The sequence below is a fragment of the Alkalicella caledoniensis genome, from assembly GCF_014467015.1.
In the GTDB taxonomy this organism is placed as follows: domain Bacteria; phylum Bacillota; class Proteinivoracia; order Proteinivoracales; family Proteinivoracaceae; genus Alkalicella; species Alkalicella caledoniensis.
In genome coordinates this window covers 892,363-914,961 of the sequence record NZ_CP058559.1, presented here as the reverse complement: position 1 = coordinate 914,961, position 22,599 = coordinate 892,363, and the positions used below count along the sequence as shown (strand labels likewise).

At 34.7% G+C, this 22,599-nt stretch carries 23 protein-coding genes and 1 pseudogene; 20 read left to right on the top strand and 4 right to left on the bottom strand.

The features are described from left to right. Positions 1-83 precede the first annotated feature (83 nt). Positions 84-1,202, bottom strand: a pseudogene (locus tag HYG86_RS04520) (DEAD/DEAH box helicase); the annotation flags it as partial. Positions 1,203-1,405: 203 nt separating this feature from the next. Between HYG86_RS04520 and HYG86_RS04515 the strand changes: the two are divergent. Further along, entirely contained in the window at positions 1,406-2,017 is a 612-nt protein-coding gene (locus HYG86_RS04515) for a GNAT family N-acetyltransferase (protein ID WP_213167750.1), read from the top strand. Between the two features lie 154 nt (positions 2,018-2,171). Here HYG86_RS04515 and HYG86_RS04510 read toward each other — a convergent pair whose 3' ends face one another. Further along, positions 2,172-2,678, bottom strand: coding sequence for a GyrI-like domain-containing protein (locus HYG86_RS04510; protein ID WP_213167749.1), 507 nt, complete (start codon positions 2,676-2,678; stop codon positions 2,172-2,174). Between the two features lie 415 nt (positions 2,679-3,093). Between HYG86_RS04510 and HYG86_RS04505 the strand changes: the two genes are divergently transcribed. The 17 genes from HYG86_RS04505 to HYG86_RS04425 all read left to right on the top strand — a co-directional run bounded on the left by HYG86_RS04505 (position 3,094) and on the right by HYG86_RS04425 (position 18,360). Beyond that, positions 3,094-3,408 carry a nucleotidyltransferase family protein gene (locus tag HYG86_RS04505; protein WP_213167748.1) on the top strand — a complete coding sequence of 105 codons (315 nt, stop codon included), beginning with the start codon at positions 3,094-3,096 and terminating at the stop codon, positions 3,406-3,408. Beyond that, the gene (locus tag HYG86_RS04500; RefSeq protein ID WP_213167747.1) at positions 3,390-3,587 is read left to right on the top strand and encodes a hypothetical protein; all 198 of its coding nucleotides are present in this window, start codon (positions 3,390-3,392) and stop codon (positions 3,585-3,587) included. Before HYG86_RS04505 ends, HYG86_RS04500 begins: the two co-directional genes overlap by 19 nt. Continuing rightward, positions 3,577-4,455 carry an aminoglycoside phosphotransferase family protein gene (locus HYG86_RS04495; RefSeq protein ID WP_213167746.1) on the top strand — a complete coding sequence of 293 codons (879 nt, stop codon included), beginning with the start codon at positions 3,577-3,579 and terminating at the stop codon, positions 4,453-4,455. The genes HYG86_RS04500 and HYG86_RS04495 overlap by 11 nt, the downstream gene beginning before the upstream one ends. A gap of 120 nt (positions 4,456-4,575) precedes the next feature. Beyond that, complete coding sequence (locus tag HYG86_RS04490; protein ID WP_246451885.1) at positions 4,576-4,992, top strand: bacteriohemerythrin; 417 nt, start codon at positions 4,576-4,578, stop codon at positions 4,990-4,992. Then, positions 4,992-5,453: a chemotaxis protein CheX gene (locus tag HYG86_RS04485; RefSeq protein WP_213167744.1), complete on the top strand. Its 462-nt coding sequence runs from the start codon at positions 4,992-4,994 to the stop codon at positions 5,451-5,453. The genes HYG86_RS04490 and HYG86_RS04485 overlap by 1 nt, the downstream gene beginning before the upstream one ends. 111 nt (positions 5,454-5,564) lie before the next feature. Next, the gene (locus HYG86_RS04480; RefSeq protein WP_213167743.1) at positions 5,565-8,216 is read left to right on the top strand and encodes a DEAD/DEAH box helicase; all 2,652 of its coding nucleotides are present in this window, start codon (positions 5,565-5,567) and stop codon (positions 8,214-8,216) included. Then, positions 8,216-8,926, top strand: coding sequence for an SWIM zinc finger family protein (locus HYG86_RS04475; RefSeq protein ID WP_213167742.1), 711 nt, complete (start codon positions 8,216-8,218; stop codon positions 8,924-8,926). Before HYG86_RS04480 ends, HYG86_RS04475 begins: the two co-directional genes overlap by 1 nt. Before the next feature lie 142 nt (positions 8,927-9,068). Then, positions 9,069-9,647, top strand: coding sequence for an RQC-minor-1 family DNA-binding protein (locus tag HYG86_RS04470; protein ID WP_213167741.1), 579 nt, complete (start codon positions 9,069-9,071; stop codon positions 9,645-9,647). A gap of 478 nt (positions 9,648-10,125) precedes the next feature. Then, positions 10,126-11,169, top strand: coding sequence for a hypothetical protein (locus HYG86_RS04465; protein ID WP_213167740.1), 1,044 nt, complete (start codon positions 10,126-10,128; stop codon positions 11,167-11,169). A 196-nt stretch (positions 11,170-11,365) separates the two neighbouring features. Further along, positions 11,366-11,791: a hypothetical protein gene (locus HYG86_RS04460; protein WP_213167739.1), complete on the top strand. Its 426-nt coding sequence runs from the start codon at positions 11,366-11,368 to the stop codon at positions 11,789-11,791. A gap of 33 nt (positions 11,792-11,824) precedes the next feature. After that, positions 11,825-12,232: a C-GCAxxG-C-C family (seleno)protein gene (locus HYG86_RS04455; protein WP_213167738.1), complete on the top strand. Its 408-nt coding sequence runs from the start codon at positions 11,825-11,827 to the stop codon at positions 12,230-12,232. A gap of 43 nt (positions 12,233-12,275) precedes the next feature. Then, complete coding sequence (locus tag HYG86_RS04450) at positions 12,276-12,680, top strand: hypothetical protein (RefSeq protein WP_213167737.1); 405 nt, start codon at positions 12,276-12,278, stop codon at positions 12,678-12,680. Between the two features lie 609 nt (positions 12,681-13,289). Next, on the top strand, positions 13,290-13,976 hold the full coding sequence (locus HYG86_RS04445; RefSeq protein ID WP_213167736.1) for a response regulator transcription factor: 687 nt from the start codon (positions 13,290-13,292) through the stop codon (positions 13,974-13,976). Then, positions 13,954-15,930: a sensor histidine kinase gene (locus HYG86_RS04440; RefSeq protein WP_213167735.1), complete on the top strand. Its 1,977-nt coding sequence runs from the start codon at positions 13,954-13,956 to the stop codon at positions 15,928-15,930. Before HYG86_RS04445 ends, HYG86_RS04440 begins: the two co-directional genes overlap by 23 nt. A gap of 352 nt (positions 15,931-16,282) precedes the next feature. Beyond that, on the top strand, positions 16,283-16,684 hold the full coding sequence (locus tag HYG86_RS04435) for a PTS sugar transporter subunit IIA (RefSeq protein WP_213167734.1): 402 nt from the start codon (positions 16,283-16,285) through the stop codon (positions 16,682-16,684). A 65-nt stretch (positions 16,685-16,749) separates the two neighbouring features. Further along, positions 16,750-17,019 carry a glutaredoxin family protein gene (locus HYG86_RS04430; protein ID WP_246451950.1) on the top strand — a complete coding sequence of 90 codons (270 nt, stop codon included), beginning with the start codon at positions 16,750-16,752 and terminating at the stop codon, positions 17,017-17,019. 123 nt (positions 17,020-17,142) lie between these two features. Then, positions 17,143-18,360: an IS256 family transposase gene (locus HYG86_RS04425; protein ID WP_213166306.1), complete on the top strand. Its 1,218-nt coding sequence runs from the start codon at positions 17,143-17,145 to the stop codon at positions 18,358-18,360. Positions 18,361-18,640: 280 nt separating this feature from the next. Here the strand turns inward: HYG86_RS04425 and HYG86_RS04420 are convergent, their stop codons facing one another. After that, positions 18,641-19,549, bottom strand: coding sequence for an IS3 family transposase (locus HYG86_RS04420; protein WP_213169109.1), 909 nt, complete (start codon positions 19,547-19,549; stop codon positions 18,641-18,643). Continuing rightward, a complete protein-coding gene (locus HYG86_RS04415) occupies positions 19,519-20,223 on the bottom strand; it encodes a helix-turn-helix domain-containing protein (protein WP_213165804.1) in 705 nt (234 codons plus the stop codon). The genes HYG86_RS04420 and HYG86_RS04415 overlap by 31 nt, the downstream gene beginning before the upstream one ends. Before the next feature lie 315 nt (positions 20,224-20,538). On the opposite strand from HYG86_RS04415, the gene HYG86_RS04410 reads away from it, so the two are divergent. After that, on the top strand, positions 20,539-21,228 hold the full coding sequence (locus HYG86_RS04410; RefSeq protein WP_213167733.1) for a response regulator transcription factor: 690 nt from the start codon (positions 20,539-20,541) through the stop codon (positions 21,226-21,228). Then, a complete protein-coding gene (locus tag HYG86_RS04405; protein WP_213167732.1) occupies positions 21,225-22,586 on the top strand; it encodes a sensor histidine kinase in 1,362 nt (453 codons plus the stop codon). The genes HYG86_RS04410 and HYG86_RS04405 overlap by 4 nt, the downstream gene beginning before the upstream one ends. Positions 22,587-22,599: the final 13 nt, after the last annotated feature.

Here is a 22,599-nt window from a genome sequence, read left to right as displayed (position 1 = left end):
TCTGCTCTTTTGCCTTGGTCCTTGCCAGCTTTTTTAGATGACTTTCTGCCATCTCTCTTTTCAGCCCTATTTTCACCTTTAACTTTTGGTTTTGGTATATTTTTAAGTTTAAAGTCCGATTTTATTTTTCTTTCAATTACTGCTAGTGTATCAGCGTCTTTAGGTGTTACTAGGGTTACTGCCGTCCCTAAATTGCCTATACGTCCTGTACGGCCTATCCTATGAATATAGCTTTCTGCATCCTCTGGGACATCATAGTTAATTACGTGAGTCACACCTTCTACATCAATCCCTCTAGCTGCTATATCTGTTGCTACTAAGATTTGTATCTTTGCACTTTTAAAGGATTTCATTACTCTTTCCCTTTTTGATTGAGAAAGGTCTCCATGTAATTCATCACAATTGTATCCTTTAACTGCTAAGTCATAGTTTAATTTAATAGCCCTTATTTTAGTTCTACAGAATATAATTGCCAAATAAGGTCTATGCTCATCTAGCATTTGACAGAGGGTATCAAATTTTTTCCTATCTGTAGTTTCTATGACTACCTGTTCTATTTCGTCTAGGGTTACATTTTTTCCTTCGATTTCTAATTGTAATGGGTCACGCATAAATCTAGTGGCAAGTTTTCTTACCTCACTTGGTATTGTAGCGGAAAATAGCATTGTTTGTCGTGCTTTGGGAGTCTTTACTATTATTGCTTCTAAGTCTTTTATAAATCCCATACTTATCATTTCATCAGCTTCGTCTAACACTAATGATTTTAGTCTGCCTAGTTCTATGTTCTGTCTTTCCATATGATCCAACAATCTACCGGGAGTTGCCACTACTAAGTGTATGCCTCTTTTTAACTTCCTTAGCTGCTGTGCTACATCTTGGCCACCATAAGCTGCCAGGATGTTAATTTCTTTGCCTGCTGCAAGCTTTTTAGCTTCAGCTGTTATCTGAATTGCTAGTTCCCTTGTAGGGGTGATTATTAAGCCTTGAATAAAATCTTTGTTAGCATCAATTCTATCCATAATCGGTAGCAAAAAGGCAAGGGTTTTTCCTGTGCCCGTTTGTGCTTGGGCTACAACATCTCTGCCCTTTAATATTTCTGGGATAGATTTTTCTTGGATTGGTGTAGGCTCTGTTATACCATTTTTCTTTAAGAGAGACTCTAACTCTTTACTAATTCCTAAATCTTTAAAACTAATTGCCATATATAATCAACCTTTCTTTGCCTTTATTATTAGTATTATTATGCGTAATGATTCCATAGTTAACCAGTGCTTTATCATACCATATATTGGCTGTAATTGTAATCCTTTTCCCCCGTTATTCTCTCCCCATCCACCCTTAAATAAAGGGAATAGTTACCTCAGGTAGAATGTATACATTAATAAATATAACGGAGGTGTTTTATTTGCAGTTTGATAATTTATACAAACTAAACAAAGAAGATGTCAACAGAGGTGCAGAATCAATAGCCAGTGCTTTTAGTGACTACCCTATGTTCAAATACATTTTGGGTGAAAAACTTGATAGTGAAAGCATTAAGGTTTTTCTAAGGTTCATCATAAAATATGCGGTACTGTATGGGGAAGCTTACGCAATTTCTGAGAAATTAGAGGGTATCATCTTATTCTCCGATTTTAGAATCTACAAATTCAGCTTAATTAGACAACTTAGATGTGGGGTATTCTCCCTTATGAAGTATGGTAAAGAAGTTGGAGATAGATTCACCAAGTTTGATCAATTTACATTAAAGATGCACAATGAAGCAATCAAAGAACCACATCAATATATAATTTTACTTGGTGTTGCTTCTGAAAGACAAGGTCAAGGGTTTGGTAGGAAGTTAATGCTTCCTTTATTAAACTTAGCTGATCAACAAGGTCAAGCTTGTTACCTAGAGACCCATGGTGGAATAAATGTAGAGATATATCAAAGATACGGCTTTGAGGTGGTGTCAAAGGGTGTTGTACCTGGGTCTGATATCATGCAATATTCAATGCTACGAAAGGAAAAGACATAGTATAAGTGGTTAGATAATAGGGATAAGAAAATGGTAAGATACGACTGTGAGAATACCATATATTGGTTGTAATTGTAATCCTTTGATATCTGAAAATAGCTAAATAGAAAAAGCTAATCCTTTAGAGTGAAGGATTAGCTTTTCTAATTTAATATTACTTTTTGATGGCCCTTACAGGTCTAGCTTCAATGTATCCTCTATATTCCCAGGGCTCTAGTTGGAATCTTGGGGCATCTTCATCTGCCCACTGAAAACCGTATAGCTCTGGGTTATAATCTTTGATGGCTTCCCATACTTGATCTATTGCTTCACCAATTTCTTCGTCATTAAATGGTTCGCCTTGGAAAACCATCATCTTGCATGGGGGAAGATCTATTATGTCAAATCCTTCGGGAACTATTCCGTTGTAGTCTTTGGATACTTCAACACCTTGTGCATATACAGAAGTGCCTGGTTTGATAAGGTTTTTTGGTAACCACATACCTATGGGTTCATAGGAGGCTTCTTTTATACTTGTTAGTATTCCCCAAACTTCACAGGGGACTTCTTCACAATATTCAAAGTATCCTGTTGCTTTAGTACCTCGTTTTAGAATTAGCTTTCTTTCAGGGCGATCAACTACTTGCACAAAGACTGTACTTGCTTTCGCTTTTTTATCCATACTATCATCTCCTTTTAGTTGTCTAAGGTAATAATGGCTGACTGGATAAGGGATGAAAAGTTTTACAGGTGGAGTATTTTTACTATATTTACACCTGCTACCTTTTCCCTACAGTCCATATCATCACCTCTTAACTAAAGGATATCATTTTGTATTTTGAAATTCTTGACGGTAGTTGCTTAAATTAGGAAATTCTACATCTTGATGATAATTTCCTCTAAGTATAATGAAATGATTATTTAGCGTTCGGTGAGCAGGATTACTAGCATGGAACAAGAATATATTATAACAAAGAATTTATGAAGTTTTTTATGAACGATGTTTCGTGTGTTAACTATGACTGGAATGATGTTGATGAAAAGTAGAATGCAAAAATGAAAAAACTATATGACTTTGTAGGAAGTAGGGGATTAAAATGCGTAAATTATATAATGAATTTTTGAGTATTGCCACAGAACTAAACAAAAGATTTGATATAGTTCCTGTGTTATATGGGTCCCTTGGGCTTCAAGTGGTTACAGGAGTTGAGTTTCATCCGCAGGATATTGATATACTGGTCCCAAAGGAGTATGTAGCCGAAAAGTGGGAATTGTTACTAGAAGTTATTGAAGAGATGGGCTATACCTTGATTGATCTTAATGAACATGAGTTTGAAAAGGATGGTATAAAGGCAGCTTTTGCCTTTGAGGAAGACTTAGCTCCCTTGCGGGGGTGGATTACGACTGTTTAGAGGTTCATGAAAATCAAGGGGCTAGATATAAATTGTTAAGTATAGAGGATTACTTAAAAGTCTATAGTAAGTCTGTTGTTGATGGATATAGGAGTGCAAATAATAACAATAAGGATAACCACAAGATAGAGGTTCTACAGAAATTATTAAAAAATGGGGTGAGTAGTGATGTCAATTGAAAAAGTCTGCAAAGAGCTATGTAAGCTTGGACTAAAAAACAGTGAGTCCTTAACTTTAAATGAGATAAGTAATAAGGATGGAGTTATGTTATATCGCTTTAAATATGAAGGCCAAAGCTATGTTGTAAAGTACTTTAAAAATGAGAAGTATACTAGGGAGATAGAAAACTACAAGATATTAAATGAACTGAGTATCCCAACTATTAAATCATATGGATACACAGATAGAAGCATACTGTTGGAGGATATTGATGAAAGCCATAAATACAGATTAGGGATAGCCTCCGATCTAGATGATGTTGAGGTAGCTAGGGCTTTAGCACCGTGGTATGTGAAGCTACACAGGGAAGGTGCAAGATACATTGTAGATAAGAAGGATAAGTTTTATAGGGAAATTGACTGTGTAACAAAGGAAAATATTGACAAGGTTAAATCGTTGTCAAAGACACAGGACTGCAAGGTTTGGGGATATATTTTAGAGAATATAGATTTTGTGATAAATAAAGTAAAAGGTCTGGATGAAACCATTACATATAATGACTTTTACTGGGTAAATTTTGTGGTAAGTCATGATAAGAAAAAGGCACTTATGTTTGACTATAACTTTCTAGGTATCGGACTTAGATATAATGATATTAGAAATGTACTGTCATCCCTTTCAGCAGAAGCAGGTGAGGCTTTTCTTGAAGTTTACGGTGAGTTTGACCATAGAGAAAAGGTTGTTGATGAGGCTATGTCCATACTTGTAAGTTTAATTTTCGCATATGAGCGGGATGTATTTCCAAACTGGGCAAAGAAGTCCTTAGAAGCTGTTCACAATGGTCAGCTAGAGGGAGCTTTTAGAAAAGTAGTGGAAGCCTTTAAGTAAGAGGAGGACATTTAATAACTAAATGCCCTTGGAAGCGCATTTTTTCCTGTTTTTAGCAGGGAAAAAGGGCTCCTAGGTCGAAATATGTAATTAAATGTAGAAAAAGGCGGTGTTAATGTGATGTGGAAAGAAAAATACAAAATAGGAGTTTCACTTATTGATCAGCAGCATGAAGAACTATTTCAGAGGGTTTCTGAGTTTATAAAGGTTGTACAATCAAAAGGGGATTGGGAGCTACGTCTAGCAAAGGTTAAAGAGACCATGAGCTTTATGCAAGAATATGTGGTTTTCCATTTTGATGCTGAAGAAGAGTATCAAAAAGAGATAAATTACCCTGAAGCAGAGGGACATAAAATAGCACATAAACAGTTTAAAGAAGCTGTTGGCAAATATGCAGCACGCCTAGAAACCGAAGGATTTAATGAGGAACTAGTACAAGAGTTCAGTGGTAAACTTATGACTTGGCTAATCATGCATGTAGCTGGGACAGATACAAAAATCGGAGACTATGTGCAAAGACAAGGGGGGGATGCGTAATGAAGGCAGAATACATAAATCCCTTTTTCCTAGCTACTAAGGAAGTTTTACAAATGATGCTAGATGTTGAAACTGAAAGAGGTCAGTTAGAAGTACTTGATGGCATGATAGCAAACAAGGATGTAAATGTTCTTTTAGGGGTTACTGGTGATTTAAAAGGGTCTATACTGTTTAGTTTCCCTGAAAAGATGACTTTAGAAATGGTTAGAATTATGGCTGGTATGGAGATGGAGCAAGTTGATGCCTTTGTTTCATCAGCTCTCGGGGAAGTTGCGAATATAATAAGTGGTAATGCAATGACAAAACTTACAAGTAGTAACTATGTTTGTGATATTGTACCACCACAGATTTTTGTGGGAGAAAATAAATCTTTTTCCATGGCATCTCAAAAATCTCTGCTACTTCCATTAAAAACCCCTATTGGTGATTTCGATGTTACAATCTTCCTAAAGGGAGTTTAAAGACACAAGGGAATTGAATATTTAAGTAAAATATAAAAGTATAGAAGGTTTTTTCTTATCTCCTGGGGAATAATTTACTAATGATATTTTATATAGAGAGGGTTATCTAAAATGCCGCAAAAAAAATTAAAGGTATCACAAGAACTAAGAGCTTATTTTCTACCCCAGGGCTTTGTTATAGAGGAAATAAACCCAGAAAGTGAAGAAATATTACTAAGATGGGAAGAAAGATTTAAAGAAGACAAATACAAGGCTCTGTTCCACCTTGCTTTTAAGGAGAGATATAATTGGTTTTCCCCAGCCCTAGAGTACCTTTATCAGGTGGCTTACTTAGTCATTGAGAAACTCACTCAACAGCCTGATATTGAACTAGTTAGGGAAAATGTGGAACTGTCACTCTCTGATGATGAGTTTTATAACTTACGAGAAAAAGTACCTTTTGCCATTGGTATGGAATATGTGGACAATGGATGGTTGGACCATTTAATAGGGGAGTTATTAGCTGTTTACAGAGCTGAAATAAAAGATTTTGAGGGCACAGTTGCCCGTTACTTTGCAGAATACAATTCCAATATAAATGTAGTTGGGAGGGTATTTTTCCACTTGGTGGAGACGGGTGAGGATCAATACCCCTTTGCCTTTATGGCAACCTACACCACAAAACCCGTTAAAAGCAAACGTGCCATGCATACACCCCTGAAAAATGCTTTAAGGGAGTTTGAGGGTGATGAAAAAAAGCTCCTCGCCCTCATTTCTACAGTGATAAAGGCTGCCCATAAAAGTAGCTTTATCTCTCAGTTAATGGAGAGTGGTGAACTGTTTTCTCCAATTAAAATAACTGTGGATGAAGCACATACTATATTAAAGGAACTAGAAATATACGAAGAGGCAGGAATCCGTTGTCGGGTTCCCAATTGGTGGCGGAAGAAAAATAACTCAATCAATCTTTCCATAAAGGTGGGAGATAAACAACCATCTAAGGTTGGCTTAGATGCCATTATGGATTTTTCTCCCATGTTGAACATTGGAGATGAAACCCTTACGAAAAAAGAGCTAGAAGCTTTACTAGTGATGGGTGAGGGACTGATTCAATATAAAGGTAAATGGGTAGAAATTGACAAAAAGAGATTGAATGAGGTCCTTGAGGTTTTCAATAGAGTTAGAGATCATGTCAATGATGCAAATCTTTCCCTTGGTGATGCCATGCGAATGGAATTGAATATTAGAGAGTCTATGAATATTTTTGATAATGATATAGAAGTTACCATGAACCATGGAAAATGGTACAGGGAGATGTTAGAGAAATTCCGTGATCCCTCCAAAATTGAAGAGGTCAGTACTGTTCCTTCCTTTGAAGCCACATTACGTACTTATCAAGAACGAGGTTATCAGTGGCTTAACTACATGTCAGAGCTTGGTCTTGGGGCGTGTTTAGCAGATGACATGGGTCTAGGTAAAACAGTTCAAATAATTGCTTTTCTGGAGTATATTAGGGTGCAATTCGGAGGAAAAGTCCTGCTTATATTACCTGCTTCTTTGATCGGAAACTGGCAAAGGGAAATAGAAAAATTTGCCCCTGAAATGAAATATCAAATTTTACACAGAAGCGATGCTAAAACATCTCAATCCCTTGAAATTAGTGAATCGGCATTTTTATGTATAACCACATATGGTATGGCAGTGCGTATGACATCAATAAAGGAACAAAAATGGGATTATCTCATCTTAGATGAGGCTCAAGCCATCAAAAATCCTGGCACAAAGCAGACAAAGGCAGTTAAGTCTATCCCAGCTAAAATGCGTATTGCAATGACAGGAACACCCATAGAAAACAATTTAGGTGATTTATGGTCATTATTTGACTTTTTAAACCATGGATTGTTAGGTACAGCAAAGGAATTTACAAATTTCACTAAAAATCTGTCATTTGACGGTCTAGGATATGCTAAGCTAAGAAAAATAATACAACCCTTTATTCTGAGGAGATTAAAAACTGATAAAAGTATCATCGCTGATCTTCCAGAAAAACTGGAAATAAACTCATATACTACACTTTCGAAAAGGCAAGTGACCCTTTATAAGAAGTTAATCAAAGAGATTGAAGAAAAGTTAATAGAAGCTGAGGGAATAGAACGTAAGGGCCTAGTTTTATCCAGTATTATGAAGTTTAAGCAAATTTGTAATCACCCTGACCAGTATTTAGGAAGAGAAGACTATAAGCCAGATCATAGCGGTAAATTTGAGAACTTGAGGGAGATTTGCGAGACAGTTCGGGAAAAAAGAGAAAGGGTGTTAGTTTTCACTCAATTTAGGGAAATGACAGAACCAATCTCGGAATATTTACAGAGTATCTTTGGTAAAGAAGGTTTTGTACTCCATGGGGGTACTCCAGTCAAAAAAAGAAATGAGATGGTAGAGAAGTTTAATGGTGAAAGTTATGTGCCATTTATGGTGCTATCTTTAAAAGCTGGAGGTGTGGGGCTTAACTTAACGGCTGCTAATCACGTAATACATTTTGATAGATGGTGGAACCCAGCTGTTGAAAATCAAGCCACTGACAGGGCATTTCGTATTGGGCAGAGAAAAGATGTTATGGTACATAAATTTGTTACAAAAGGGACAATTGAGGAAAAGATTAATTCAATGATCGAAGAGAAACAAAAATTATCGGGAGATATCCTACAAGAAGCAGGAGAACAGTGGATCACTGAGTACAGTAATGATGAGTTAATGGAGATATTCTCTTTAGGTGGTGGAGTGTAATGGCGGGTTTTCCAAAATATGAATCGGCAGCCAGTAAAAAAGCTAAAGCTCAAAAGGCACTAGATAAAGCAAGAAAAGGCAATCCAGATATAGAACCAGTGATTATTGAAGGGAGAAACATAGCCAATACTTGGTGGGGGAAAGCATGGAATTCAAATCTAGAAAGCTATGCTGATTACAGTAACCGAATTGGTAGGGGTAAAAGCTATGTCCGTAACAATACGGTACTGGACTTGAAAATTTCAAAGGGAAAGGTGTATGCAAAGGTACAGGGTAGTAGAAGTAGACCATATAGTGTGGATGTGAGTATAGACCCGCTAGAAACTACGAAGTGGGGGAAAATAATAGAGTTATGTAACAATAAAATAGAGTCCCTAGAACAATTACTACATGGAGAATTCCCTGTGGAACTTGAGGCACTGTTTAAGGAAAAACAGTATGGGATTTTCCCAGCTCCAAGGGAGATTCATTTTGATTGTAGTTGCCCAGATTGGGCCTATATGTGTAAACACGTAGCAGCAGTATTATATAGTATAGGGGCTAGACTTGATAAAAACCCAATGCTATTTTTTGAGTTAAGGGATTTAGATGGACAAGAACTTGTTAAAAAAACAATGGAAGCCAAGATTGATATCATGTTAGTAAATGTTGGGAAAAAAAGTGAGCGGGAAGTTGCAGAGGATGATATTGTAGGTTTGTTTGGGCTATAGGGCGGATCAGGACTGATATTTAACAGAAAAAAGTATCTCTATCTTTTTCGATAGGGCTACTTTTTTCTATAATTTGAAGGGTATTACATATGCAATATAGAATTTAACGATTAAGACTATTAAAATAGGAAAGGAGTATTTTATGAGTAGGAGACAACCAAGAGTACGGTATGAGTTAAGTGACATTAAGGGTGTTAATCCACCTTCGGATAAGGAAATAAAAGTTATACTAAGGGCAGCAGATGAGATAATTTATACAGGTGGTAGGGCAATGCTTGCTAAGATACTTAAGGGGTCTAAGGATAAAAACATATTGGAGCACCGTCTACAGGATTGTCCAAGCTATGGCTTCTATAGTAGTAAAACAATTGCAGAAGTTACCCAATTGGTGGATTGGATGATAATAAATAGATATTTAGAAATCGATTATAATGGGCGGCTTCCTATGATTGTTTTTTCTAAAATGGGCTGGGAACTTTACAAACCTGTTTATGCTGAAGAGCTATATGAAAATATAGTGAAAGTTAATGCAAATGATGATACCGATATGCTAGTGGAGCAACTGAAAAAAACCAATAGGCAAGTAGTTTTGATTCTTTTGGACAAAATATCTGAAAGTAAGAACATAGGTGTTATTAGATTTTTGGAAAATTGGAAAGAAACAGAAGTTAAGAAAGTCCGTGCAGGAATAAATAAGGCAATAAAAATGATTAAGTCTTAATAGCCAGTTGAAGGGAGCTTTTAGCTTTCCCACATATCACAAAAGAAGTGCTTGAATTTTGTTTGCTATAGAATCAAGTATTAAGTTAAAATAATATGAATTAATTATTAAATCGGTCTTTGATTGCTTGTCAGGATGATAGATTGTGGTTTATAATTTAGCTATGAAAATAATGGAAGGGGCGGGAAGATGATAGTTACTACTTGCTAATTCACTTAAGTGAATATTTCTAAGAAGTGTAAAGCCACATGATGAGGCTTATTTTGGTATGCTTCTTTAAGTAAGTAGAAGTTAATCTGTTCCTGTCATATTTTTATTAATATTTTACGGTATATCTATCATAGATGCCGTGATTAAATTATTAATAAAATGGCTGTAAGAAGGTATCTTCTTGCAGCCATTTTTTGTTTGGACGATAGTAACTTAATAGGAAATACCAAAGTAGCCGTACTTAATAATAATGAGGAGTTGATATTTCATGAAATTATTAAAAGCTGCGGAAATATTGATTGATAAAATTAAGAAAGATTATAAAAATGATATAGCCTGTGTAGTGGTTATGGGTTCATATGTTTATAATGAAACCCACAGTAGGTCAGATTTGGATATGTACTTTGTACCAAAAACTGAGAGGGGTTTTAACCTACAGAAGGTATTTTTAATTGATGGCATTGGGTTTGATTTTTGGGCAATATCGTGGGAGAGGCTTGAGGGTATGGCAAACCATGATGAAAGAATTACATCCATTATTACTGAAGGAAAGATGCTCTACTATGGTTCTGAAGAAGATCTCAATAGATTTAATGAGATAAAGGCTAAGGCTTTGCATGTAAGTGATGTCGAAAAATTTATTGGGAAAGCCAAGGAACAAGTTGATACTACTTATAAAAAATATTTTAAATTACTTAATGCAGGAAATATATCCGATGCCCGAAAACATGCAATGGGAATTATATTTTCGTTGACCTACGCCATTGCACTACTAAATAGAACTACAGTCAAACGTGGTAGGGGTAAACTTAAAAAAGAAATTATGGATATGGAGCTTGTTCCTAAGGATTTTGCCACACTTTACGATACGGTTTTTATAAGCAATGATATTGATATGATTCGCAAGGCTTATGGTCAACTGATAAGAAATACTGAAGATTTGATTCAAATGGAGCACGAGAAAATTAGTAAGCCAGTATCATTTAAAGACAATGTGTCTGGATATTATGAAGAGATGATAAACTTTTATAACAAAATTTACCACTCTTGTGAAATAGGTGATAAGTATACTGCCCTTTTTGCAACAACGGAGCTAACCATGGAGTTTGAAGGTGCGTTTTCTGTAACAGAAGTGTCAGCAAATGAGCTTCCAGATATTATAGGAGCATATGCTCCAGAAAATATTGACACTCTTTTACAACTGGTCCATGAGCATCAAAGAAAGATAGAAGGGCTTTTGGAAAACCATGGAGTAGAGGTTACAGTGTTTAAGGATTTTCAAGAACTAGAAGAATATATGAAATCACTCTAGTTGGAAAAAGGTAATCAGGTGGACTTATTAACTCCAATTAGAGGAATTTGAAGGTGAAATGGAGAAAATAAATTTAAGATTATTATGTATAAGACTTTGGAGAGGAGATCCTGATAGCTAAGAAATAGTGAAATCCTCGGCGATTACTCTTGAAAGTTTCGAGAGGATTTGTTGTTAATATTAAGGAGGAACTAAGATGGAAAAAATCATTAACAGGGTACTAAAGGCAATGGAACTCACCTTTGAGTTTTATAGCTATATTTCTGCTGACCACCTCAGGTTAAACATTCACAACACTCCTTCAAATACAATTGGGGAGCAAGCATGGTGTATTATTGGCGCCAGGGAGAGCTATTTGAAGGCTCTAGAAAAAGGGTACTGGGTTGGATTCTCTTGTAGTTTAAAGGATTGTACAGATAAGGAATCAATAGTTAGTAAGTTAGAGGAAAGTGAAATAAAGTTAAGGGAGTTTTTCCAAGGTGTTGATTTTAGTAGTTTAGATGTTGATATTTTAGTTGATTTATTAGAACACGAGGTTCAGCATCATGGTCAGTTGATACGATTCTCTTACTCTAATAAGATAGGGTTTCCTAAGAGTTGGAATGCTCGGTATACTGTTTAGTAATTAGAAATAAATATAATAAAGGGTGATTACATGTTAAAGGATATAGCCAGGGATAATTATCAAAATGGATATAACTGCGCTGAGGCCATGCTCTTAGCTGGAAATGAATATTATAACTTACACTTAAACCCCGATACATTTAAAGTAATGGCAGGGTTCGGTGGAGGGGTAGGTGTGGAAGACCTCTGTGGAGTTGTTAGTGGTTCTGTGGCTCTTTTAGGGATAATTTTCGTGGATAAGAGGGCCTATGAAAGCCAAGAAATTAAAGAGATTACTGAAGACTTTGTTGAAAGCTTTAGAAGGGAATTGAAAACTTTGAACTGTAAGATGCTGAAAGATATGTATCGTGAAGAAGATGCAAAATGTAGTTCAGTGGTGGAAGCAGGAGGACGAGTTTTAGAGGAAGTTATTATTAAGTATAAATCTAAATCTAAATAAAGGTTTCAGAAGTATAGTTTTAATTTTGGTGGAGGTTAATTAAATGCGTAAATATATTGTATTGCTAAGTGTTTGTGTTATCGTAGCAATTGTTTTTATGTATGGTTACCCAGTAAAAGAAGTAGTGATTCATGATCCCACATACCCCTTAAAAGAGGAAATTGACGGTCGTACTACATTCATTAAAGTAGACACAGGTAGTGATTTGAAAGAGATATCAAATATAATCAGAAGCGCTAAAAGAACAGATGTAGTGCCAAGAAAGGCAAAAATTTATTATCGTATGAGTGTAACTCGCAATTATAAGACCGATTATTATGAAGTAGTTTTAGACCCAGACAGGGAAACTTATTTTATCGAAATAGACTATGAAAAACAAAGGGGTTATACAATTACTAAAGAGCAGTTTGAGGCCATTGATGAAATATTTAAGAGAAATCAAGGATGATGTATCAAGTAGACTGCTTTTAATGAGGGGTGAGAACATTAACTTTTATTCGTGGCTTATTAGAATGGATAAACATAGCGACTTTAATTTTCTTAACTGAAGCGTATTTGACTTACAAAGGAAAGTATATAAATTTACGAGTTAAAGAAAAATTACAAGATAGGGAATTTGCTACATGGACCAACATAAAAATACAGACTCAGTTACTCATAGGAATTGGTTTTTATTCTTTTACGCTGTCAACAAAATTCCCGAATCTATCGACGATTCTGGTGATACATGTAGTTGGTTGGTCTATGGTGCTTACAGGGATTGTTATGTCCGTAAGGAATAACATTAAGAAACTTGGATGTTGGAGTTCCACTTTCCTTTAGGAGAGATTATTTAAGGTGTATGAAATGCAAATATCAATGTAGAGCTAGAATAATGTAACAACACAAAATCAAGGCATGACCCATTTCCTAAAGGGTTATGCCTTATTTTTATTGTGTTGTAGGAAAGAATTATAGTTTCTTAAGAAATTTTTAATACTTATGATACTAGGATTTTAAGAACTCTGTGTTATTATGTTTTTAGAGATATCTCAACAGTAATAGGAGTGAATTATACATGTATAATATTTTGGTTGTGGATGATGAAAAAGAAATAACTAATGCCATTGAAATTTATTTGAAAAGTTTAAATCATAGTGTCTTTAAAGCTTATGATGGCATTGAAGCTTTAGAGGTTTTTGCAAAAGAAGACATTCATCTAGTTATCATCGATATTATGATGCCTAAATTAGATGGGATTGCCACTGTTACGAAAATGAGGGAAACCAGTACAGTGCCGATTATCTTTTTGTCAGCTAAGAGTGAGGATGTAGACAAAATCTGGGGACTTAATGTGGGGGCTGATGATTATATCACAAAACCATTTAACCCAATGGAACTACTGGCTAGGGTGAACTCATCATTGCGTAGGTACACAACCTTTTCCGAGCGTATACAGCAAAAGGAGAGTGTACTTAAGATAGGTGGGGTAGAACTAAAGGATGAGAGCAAGGAGCTTTTTGTTGATGGGGAGAATGTAAAAATAACTCCCATTGAATACAAAATCCTATTCCTACTCATGAGCAATCCTAACAGGGTATTTTCCATTGAAGAAATTTACGAAAAGGTGTGGGAGGTTCCAGCCTATAACCCTGATACTGTCACAGTTCATATAAGGCGGATCAGGGAAAAAATTGAGATTAACCCAAAGGAACCTAAATATTTAAAGGTGGTGTGGGGGATTGGATACAAGTTCCAACAATAAACATATTAAACATGCTTCGGTATTTACAATATTAGTTCTTATTTTGTTTACTTTAATAGCTGTGGGAAGTTACGGGCCAATTAAGGAAAAATCCTATACAGGTGATGATTACAAATCATATATGAGAACTAATGCATTCGCTAATTATTTAGCACAATACACCCGCTATCTAATGGATGAGGAAACAAGATTTGCAGATTTTAACAATGTAAAGAGCATTAAATATCACATACTAGATATGGAAAACGGAACATTCACTAGCAATATTCCAGATGTAACACAGCAAAGTTTGCAGGGGGAAAAAGGGAAAAGTGTTCAGCATATAGTAGTTACATTTGATGAAGTGGGAAACCCCAATGTACAAGGGAGTACTGAAATCAACACTAGTACGTTTTATTTTAACCTAGAGAGATCCTCAGATGAAAGTGATCTTTCCCATCATAAAATTACCTACCTTATTTACCCAGGGTTTGAGGATTTCAATGATGTTTTTACAACTGAAATGAAATTGCATAACATCTTTACTTACCACTGGAAGATTTTGCTGGGTATTACACTGGTTAGCATATCTTTACTAATAATAGCTGCTATTGCAGTACCGTATTCTTACCAAAGGAAGGTATCACTTCATAGAATTTACAATAGCATCTTCATAGAATTCAAATTACTGTTTTTTCTGTTTTTTGCCGGCGTTCTTTTTTTTCTGGCTGTTATATATGGCGATGGATTCCTATTTGGCTATTCAAACCACCAAGATGTCTTGGATGCACTGTATAAACCGAATTATACGTTTTATCTTATTGGCATTCCAGTAACATTTATAATTGTTCTTCAGACTTACCTAGGAATAGTATACCTAAAATATGTAAGTCAACTAGGGATTTATAAAGGATTTATACTTAATAGCTTATTTTTAAAAGTTATGGTAAAAGCCTACAATAAATTGAGGGGATTTGTTAATAATATTTTTGCGTTGGACATAACAAATGATTATCACAAAACCTTACTAAGAGCTTTAATTATAAATGTGGTAATTCTCTGGGTAATAAGTTTCTCTGGTTTTATAGGTTATATTCTAGCAATAGTGTATACTGTGTACCTATTTAATTACCTAACAAAGTTTTTTGACAACCTTAAAGAGATTCATTTAGCCAGTGAAGAGATAGCTAGGGGCAATTTTGAAATAACACTTAATGAAAAAGAGGCTGGGTTATTTGAACCAATTAGTAAAAACCTCAATAACATAAAAGAAGGTTTCCAAGTAGCGGTGAATGAAGAACTAAAAAGTGAAAAAATGAAGACAGATTTGATTACAAATGTTTCCCATGACTTAAAAACACCATTGACATCCATTATCACATATGTAGACTTACTGAAAAAGGAAACATCAGAGGAATTGCGTCTAGAATACATTGATGTAATTGATAAGAAATCAAATAGGTTAAAAACATTAATTGAAGATTTATTTGAAGCGAGTAGAGCCAGTAGTGGGAATATTGAACTTAACTTTGAACAAATAGACGCAGTTGCCCTCTTAAGACAAACCATGGGAGAGTTTGAAGATAAAATCAACGAAAGTAATCTACAGTTTAAGATTAGCCTACCTGAAGATAAAGTCCACTGTAATCTAGATGGGAAAAAAACTTATCGTGTGTTCGAAAATATTTTATCCAACATATTAAAATATTCACTAGATAATAGTAGGGTCTATGTAGATGTTGAAGATTCTAATGGTATGGTAAGTTTTACTTTTAAAAATATTTCATCCTATGAAATGAACTTTGACCCGGGGGAAATGACGGAGAGGTTTAATAGGGGAGATAAGTCTAGAAACACTGAAGGATCAGGGCTCGGTTTGGCCATAGCAAAGGACTTAGTTGAGCTACAAAAGGGTAGCTTGAGCATATCAATTGATGGAGATTTGTTTAAACTTATTATTTCTTTTCCAAAATAGCGGAAACTTTCCTTTGTCCACTATTTTGTGACAGGGGTTTTTGGTTGGTAATTATAAAACTGAACAAGGCATGACCCATTTGGATAAAGGGTTATGCCTTGTTTTACTTATGTTTGTTTGAAAGAATTATAAATTTTTAAAGAAACTTAAAGGTTTATACTACTGGGATTTTAAAGAGAGTGTAGGGGAAAAAAAGGGAGCATATTAAGAAAAAGAGGATTTATTTTTGAAAAAATGAAGGGGATTATATATGAAAAATAGAAATATAAATTTAAAGACAAAGACGGAATACGTTTGTGTGTTTAAACTTTAAATATAACTATCTAAAAATATAATATAGGAGGAATGAGCTATGAGGAAAATAGTTTTAGCCACACACGGGGCTTTTGCAGATGGTATAAAAAGCTGTTTGGAAACTTTAATAGGGCACGGTGCCAGCATAAAATATATAAGTGCTTATACTCAAAATACTGATATTGATAAAGAGATAAGGGAGTTTTTTTCAAATATTGATGACGATGATGAACTTGTAATATTCACTGATTTGATGGGTGGAAGTATAACACAAAAATTTGTTCCCTTTTGTCATAGACCTAACACTTTTCTAATTGCTGGGTTTAATCTTGCCATAGTACTTGAGATAGTTTTAAATGATAGTAAGTTATCTAAAAAAGAAGTATTAAAGTTAATTAATAATGCCCGTGAGCAATTAACCTGTGTTAATTATACTGATCTACCATATCAATACGAATAGCTGAGTTTTTATTTTAATGGAGAATTTCCATTCAGAGGGATGAGGATTTAGGAAGGTTATTTGTGATGAGAATCAGATATACTAAAATTGAGGTGATAACTATTAAAGATATAAAACTGTATGTTATGCAGGGGTGTCCTTTTTGTAACAAGGTAGAGAAGTATGTTAAGGAGAATAATCTATCTGTTGAGTTGGTGGACATAAAGGCAGACCCTAAATATGAAGATGAGCTTGTTAGGTTAGGTGGGAAAGATCAAGTCCCCATGCTTTTAGTGGATGGAAAGCCCCTTTATGAATCTGATGATATTATAGAATGGTTTAAGGAAAAATTATAGAACCGAAAAAGTAGCTCTAAAGTGAACTGACCTTTGTCAAGTAGACAGTTAATTAAATTAAGAGAGCGTAATAAATTACGTGTAATTGGATAATAATACCACTAAAAAAGGGGTTGTCCAATTATGACTACAAAGGGTAATTTATTAGCCAAAGAATTAGCAAAAGAGTGCCGAAGTGTAGAAGAAGTACAAGAACACTTAAAAAGTTTATTCAAAGATACTATGCAGGAAATCTTCGAAGCTGAAATGGATGAGCATTTAGGCTATGATAAACACTCACCCATTGGCGATCATTCAGGGAATAGTAGAAATGGTTACAACAAGAAAACCATTAAGACTAAGTACGGAGAATCAACCATAGAAATCCCAAGGGATCGTAATGGGGATTTTGAACCACAAGTAATCAAGAAATATCAACGGACTAGCAATGAGCTCGAAGATAAAATAATATCCATGTATGCTAACGGAATGACCACACGTGACATAGAAAGCCATATGCAAGATATCTACGGCATCGAGGTATCAGCAACAATGGTTAGTAAAGTTACAGACAGGATACTACCTATGATTGCTGAATGGCAATCTAGGCCACTAGATAGGATCTACCCTATAGTTTTCCTTGATGCAATTCACTTTAAAGTTCGTGAAGATAACAGGATAATTAATAAAGCGGCTTACAGTGTACTAGGTATAAATATGGCAGGTCACAAGGAAGTTTTAGGAATATGGATTGGTGGTAACGAAAGTTCAAAGTTCTGGCTAGGAGTACTTAATGACCTTAAAAATAGAGGTGTAGAAGACATCCTAATTGCTTGTAAGGACGGACTTTCAGGCTTTTCTGAGGCTATTAACTCTGCCTTTCCAAAAACAGAAATACAGCTATGTGTTATTCACCAAATCAGAAACTCGATGAAGTATGTTTCGTATAAAGAAATGAAACAGGTAATGGTAGACCTGAAAAAAGTATACCAAGCTTTAACTCTTGATGAAGCAGAATATGCTTTTGAAGAGTTCAAAGAAAAGTGGGGTAAAAAACACCCAATAATTATTAAATCATGGGAAAAAAATTGGGATGAGTTAACTGTTTACTTTAAGTATCCTAACGAGATACGTAAATTGATCTATACTACAAATACCATCGAAGCATACCATAGACAGCTGCGTAAAGTTACTAAAACTAAAACATCTTACCCTAACGATGAAGCCTTAGAAAAAATATTGTACTTAGCTACCATGGAAATATCTAAGAAGTGGACTCAACCACTTAGGATCTGGAAACAATGTATCTCCCAGTTTGCAATATATTTTGAGGATAGAATTGACTCAAATTTAGCTGTTTAGTGCTGGGCTTTGCCCAGGAGTTTATCGCTTTAGTTCTCCCAAGGATAGAAAAAAGGGCAAAAAAAGATAGAGGGTCAGATCCTCTATCCTCGGCAGAACCTTACTAATCGCTCAGGTTACTCTCCAGTATTGCCTTATCCTTTTAGTAAGTAAGAGCCATGAATATTATATCCCAGTAATGGGAAAATATTTCTGATGTATGTTTAGATTTTCTACTAGTAGATGCAGTAAAGTAAGAAATCCAATTACACTAAATTATTTATACTCCCTAAATTAAAATTTATGCACATTTTGATGCATGGTTTCTATATTCTAAAGGAGCCATGCATCTTAGTCTTTTTTGAAATCTTTTTTCGTTGTAAAACTTAATATATTCAACTATTTTCCACCTAAGTTCTTCAAGTGACTTAAACTTTTTTCCGTAAAACATTTCAGCTTTCAAAACTCCAAAAAAACCTTCCATAGGCCCGTTATCTATACACTTGCCAACCCTCGACATGCTTTGAGTCATACCAGCTTCCTGGATTTTATCTCTAAAGATATTACCTGTGTATTGAAAGCCTCTATCGCTGTGAAATATCGGCTTTGCATCAGGATACTTTTCTATTGCTTTATCAAACATGTCAAATACAAGATGATTATTATTTTTGAAGGAAAGTTTATATTCAATAATACTATTATCATAAAGATCCATAATTGGGCTTAAATAAAGCTTTCTACTATCTCCAGGAATTGAGAATTCAGTTACATCTGTAAGCCATTTCTCATTAGGAGCCTCAGTAGTAAAGTCTCTTGATAAAATATTTTCTTTCGTATATTCTGGTTTTGTTCTCTTACGATTAACTTTCTTTCTTCTAATCCTGGCTGTAATACCTAAAAGATTCATAAGTCTATGTATATACCCTTCTGAGAATGACTTATGATTTAGTTTGTTAATGAACATAGCCATTCTTCTATAGCCTAAAATCCCATCAAAAGTTATATGATATTCATTAATTAGTGAACATAATAATTCATCTTGTTTTTCTTTTTCAGGTTTCACACGTTTTTTATGTTTGTAGTATGCACTTCTTGAGATATTTAGAAATTCGCATATTTTGGTCACTGCATAACCTTGATCTTTAAAAAAAACTACTGTTTTGTATTCTGCTTCATGTCTTACTTTCGAGAGCGAAGTTGCCTTTCGAATTCCTCTTTTTTTTTAAGAACTTCGAGTTCAAATTCTCTTCTTTTTCTCAATGCCTTTTCTTTTTCAAGTTCAAGTTTTAATTTTTCAACATCAGTTAAATTATTTTCATCAATTTCAGATTTGAGCTTTGGTCCACGCTTTTGATACTTTAGTGCTTCTGGTCCCTTGTCTATATATGCTCTTGTCCATTTATATACGAGCGCATAAGTAATTGAATACTTGTCAGCCGCAACTTTGTAGCTCATATTATTTTTGATAACCCATTTTGCTATCTCTAATCTCTCTTCAAATGTAGTTTTTCTAGATTTCATAGTATAGACATCCCCCTTAGGATCGTAATCCTCTATTTCTATACCATTATACCATTTAGTAATCCATCCTCTTAATACAGAATAAGTAATATTATACTTAGCTACTAAGTCTGGCATTGAATATTTCCCTGATGAATATTCATCTACTACTGACAACTTAAACTCCTTGCTATATGATTGGTTTCTACTTGATGTATCAAATACACTAGATCCATGTTCTTTATATCTGATATACCACTGACGCACAGCTTCCTTTGTAGTTCCAATTTCATCTGCAATTCCTACAAAACTACTATGACCTTTCTCATAATCCTTGCAAGCTTTGATTTTTACTTCTTTACTATACTTTGGTTTTCTTCCCATTAAAAATACCTCCAAGTAGATAATCTAATTTTAATTAATTAGACTGTCTACTTTGGAGGTATCATATCAAGTGAGGGCTACTTTTTTAGTGTTTGCTCCAAGGAATATGTTTGTATCATTAATAAGGCTACAAAAAGAAGGGGAGCATATGTGTTATATAGAAATATATAATATGGTATTATAGTATTGAGAAGCTTTCCTATGAAACATTTGATTATATTTGGTTAGAGTGTAAATGTAAGAAGATTATATAGAAAGAAATATATGTTTTTGATAATTTCACAAGTAAAAATAGATATTGAAAGGGGAATGAGGATGAAACGTTTTTTGCTTGTTGAGGATGAACAGATAATGGCTAAAAATATTGCTTTCTTCTTGGAAAGGGAAGGATACAAAGTGGATATAGCCCATGACGGAGAAGCTGGATGGATAGCTTTTACAACTAATGAGTATGACCTAGTTCTTTTGGATTGGACTTTACCTAAAAAGGATGGGTTAGATCTTTGTAGGGATATACGCAAGAAATCCAATGTGCCCATAATTATGATAACAGCAAAAAGCGAAATCTTAGATAGAGTTATAGGATTGGAGATAGGTGCAGATGACTATGTGGTCAAGCCTTTTGATCAAAGAGAGTTACTGGCAAGAATTCATGCTCTGTTAAGAAGGAATGAAACAATTAGTACGAATCAAGTGGGGGAGCAGCAGCTTCAATATGATGGACTTAGACTGGACAGGGAGAGGTTACTTATCTTATTTGAGGACCAATCCATTACACTTACTGCCAATGAATACAAACTGATAGAGATACTGATGAAAAAACCTGAGACTGTGTATACCCGTGAGCTTATGTATGAACAAGTATGGGGAGGGCTGTTGGGATATAGTGATCGTACAGTGGATGTAACTATTAGTAGATTAAGGAAAAAGATAATGGAGCTTACAGGGAAGAAGTATTTTCATGCTGTCAGGGGAATGGGATACAAATTTGGGGAAAAATCATGAAGATTAGAAACCAACTATGGATCATATTCACCAGTGTATTTCTCATTATAAGCATTGCAGTTTATATTGTAGTAGAAAATATGTATGAACAAAGCCTACAAGGGGGATATGAACAGATAGCTATTACACAAGGGTCCACAATCCTTGATAGATTGGTAGAAACATATCCTGATACACCTAATCGAAGTATTGGTTACCTTGAAGTGTATGGTGAACAGTTAAATACTCGATTGATAATGCTAGATCATGAAAGAAGAGTATATGCTGATGGTTTTAGACAGCTAGATTTAGGTACACAGCTAAATCTGGATATGGTAACTCAGAATTTTGAGATGGGATCTATCTTTTCTGAGGCAGATTACTCGTATATTCAGTATACAATGCTTCCTTTTGAAAACCTTGGCAGACAAGGGTATCTACTAATGGTTCAAGAATCAGAACAACTCTATACTGATATAAAGATATTTCGTGACTGGATGGTTAAAGTTTTAATCACTGCTATATTAGCATTCTTTTTTATTTCCTATCTTGTTGCTTCATGGTTTTCAAAACCAATTAGACAGATGATTACCCATTTAAAAAAAATAACCCCAGAGAAACGAACCTTTTCCATGAGGTATAAGAGGAAAGATGAAATTAAGGATCTAATTGATACAACTGAAAATATGGTAGAACAATTAAACTTATATGATGATAGACAAAGGAGATTTTTGAGTACATCTTCCCATGAACTTAAAACACCTTTGGCAACAATGCAGCTAATCATTGGTAATTTGCCTTATGTTGGTGACGATAAAGATACTTTTAATGAGTTTGTCCAAGATTTATCATTTCAAGTGGAAAAGATGAAGAATATGGTTGATCAGTTACTGCAAATAAATCGAATGTGGGATAGTCATTTACAAAAAGAGCAAATAGCTACTGGTGATATACAAGACTATATAGTTCAGTCATTTCAGCATATTGCCCAAAATAAAGATATAAAAATAGAATTTGATGTTGATGAGGTAAAGCTTTATGTGGATAGAACATTTTTCCTGCGGGGTATTGAAAACTTAGTTTCCAACGCCATACGCTACTCATCTAAGGGTAAAAAAGTAGAAATAAAGGTTAAAAGGGAGAAAGATGTTAACAAGATAAGTGTTTGTGATCAAGGAATTGGGATTTCACCTGAAAACCTACCACATATTTTCGAACCTTTCTACAGGGCAAATGATGCAACAGCTTATAATCAAGAAGGAAGTGGCTTAGGTCTAACCATTGTAAAACAGATGATTGATATGCATAAGGGAAAAGTTGAAATAGAAACAAAACTTGGACAAGGGACATGTGTTCATTTATTGTTGCCCACGATGTAAGTAACAAAAATGT

What these genes read in the sequence shown, in the direction of transcription:
- HYG86_RS04415 (WP_213165804.1), bottom strand. Translation starts at nt 20,223, where the DNA reads ATGGGAAGAAAACCAAAGTATAGTAAAGAAGTAAAAATCAAAGCTTGC.
- HYG86_RS04430 (WP_246451950.1), top strand. Translation starts at nt 16,750, where the DNA reads ATGAGAATCAGATATACTAAAATTGAGGTGATAACTATTAAAGATATA.
- HYG86_RS04455 (WP_213167738.1), top strand. Translation starts at nt 11,825, where the DNA reads ATGTTAAAGGATATAGCCAGGGATAATTATCAAAATGGATATAACTGC.
- HYG86_RS04490 (WP_246451885.1), top strand. Translation starts at nt 4,576, where the DNA reads ATGTGGAAAGAAAAATACAAAATAGGAGTTTCACTTATTGATCAGCAG.
- HYG86_RS04465 (WP_213167740.1), top strand. Translation starts at nt 10,126, where the DNA reads ATGAAATTATTAAAAGCTGCGGAAATATTGATTGATAAAATTAAGAAA.
- HYG86_RS04445 (WP_213167736.1), top strand. Translation starts at nt 13,290, where the DNA reads ATGTATAATATTTTGGTTGTGGATGATGAAAAAGAAATAACTAATGCC.
- HYG86_RS04405 (WP_213167732.1), top strand. Translation starts at nt 21,225, where the DNA reads ATGAAGATTAGAAACCAACTATGGATCATATTCACCAGTGTATTTCTC.
- HYG86_RS04480 (WP_213167743.1), top strand. Translation starts at nt 5,565, where the DNA reads ATGCCGCAAAAAAAATTAAAGGTATCACAAGAACTAAGAGCTTATTTT.
- HYG86_RS04505 (WP_213167748.1), top strand. Translation starts at nt 3,094, where the DNA reads ATGCGTAAATTATATAATGAATTTTTGAGTATTGCCACAGAACTAAAC.
- HYG86_RS04435 (WP_213167734.1), top strand. Translation starts at nt 16,283, where the DNA reads ATGAGGAAAATAGTTTTAGCCACACACGGGGCTTTTGCAGATGGTATA.
- HYG86_RS04410 (WP_213167733.1), top strand. Translation starts at nt 20,539, where the DNA reads ATGAAACGTTTTTTGCTTGTTGAGGATGAACAGATAATGGCTAAAAAT.
- HYG86_RS04510 (WP_213167749.1), bottom strand. Translation starts at nt 2,678, where the DNA reads ATGGATAAAAAAGCGAAAGCAAGTACAGTCTTTGTGCAAGTAGTTGAT.
- HYG86_RS04425 (WP_213166306.1), top strand. Translation starts at nt 17,143, where the DNA reads ATGACTACAAAGGGTAATTTATTAGCCAAAGAATTAGCAAAAGAGTGC.
- HYG86_RS04460 (WP_213167739.1), top strand. Translation starts at nt 11,366, where the DNA reads ATGGAAAAAATCATTAACAGGGTACTAAAGGCAATGGAACTCACCTTT.
- HYG86_RS04470 (WP_213167741.1), top strand. Translation starts at nt 9,069, where the DNA reads ATGAGTAGGAGACAACCAAGAGTACGGTATGAGTTAAGTGACATTAAG.
- HYG86_RS04450 (WP_213167737.1), top strand. Translation starts at nt 12,276, where the DNA reads ATGCGTAAATATATTGTATTGCTAAGTGTTTGTGTTATCGTAGCAATT.
- HYG86_RS04485 (WP_213167744.1), top strand. Translation starts at nt 4,992, where the DNA reads ATGAAGGCAGAATACATAAATCCCTTTTTCCTAGCTACTAAGGAAGTT.
- HYG86_RS04475 (WP_213167742.1), top strand. Translation starts at nt 8,216, where the DNA reads ATGGCGGGTTTTCCAAAATATGAATCGGCAGCCAGTAAAAAAGCTAAA.
- HYG86_RS04495 (WP_213167746.1), top strand. Translation starts at nt 3,577, where the DNA reads ATGTCAATTGAAAAAGTCTGCAAAGAGCTATGTAAGCTTGGACTAAAA.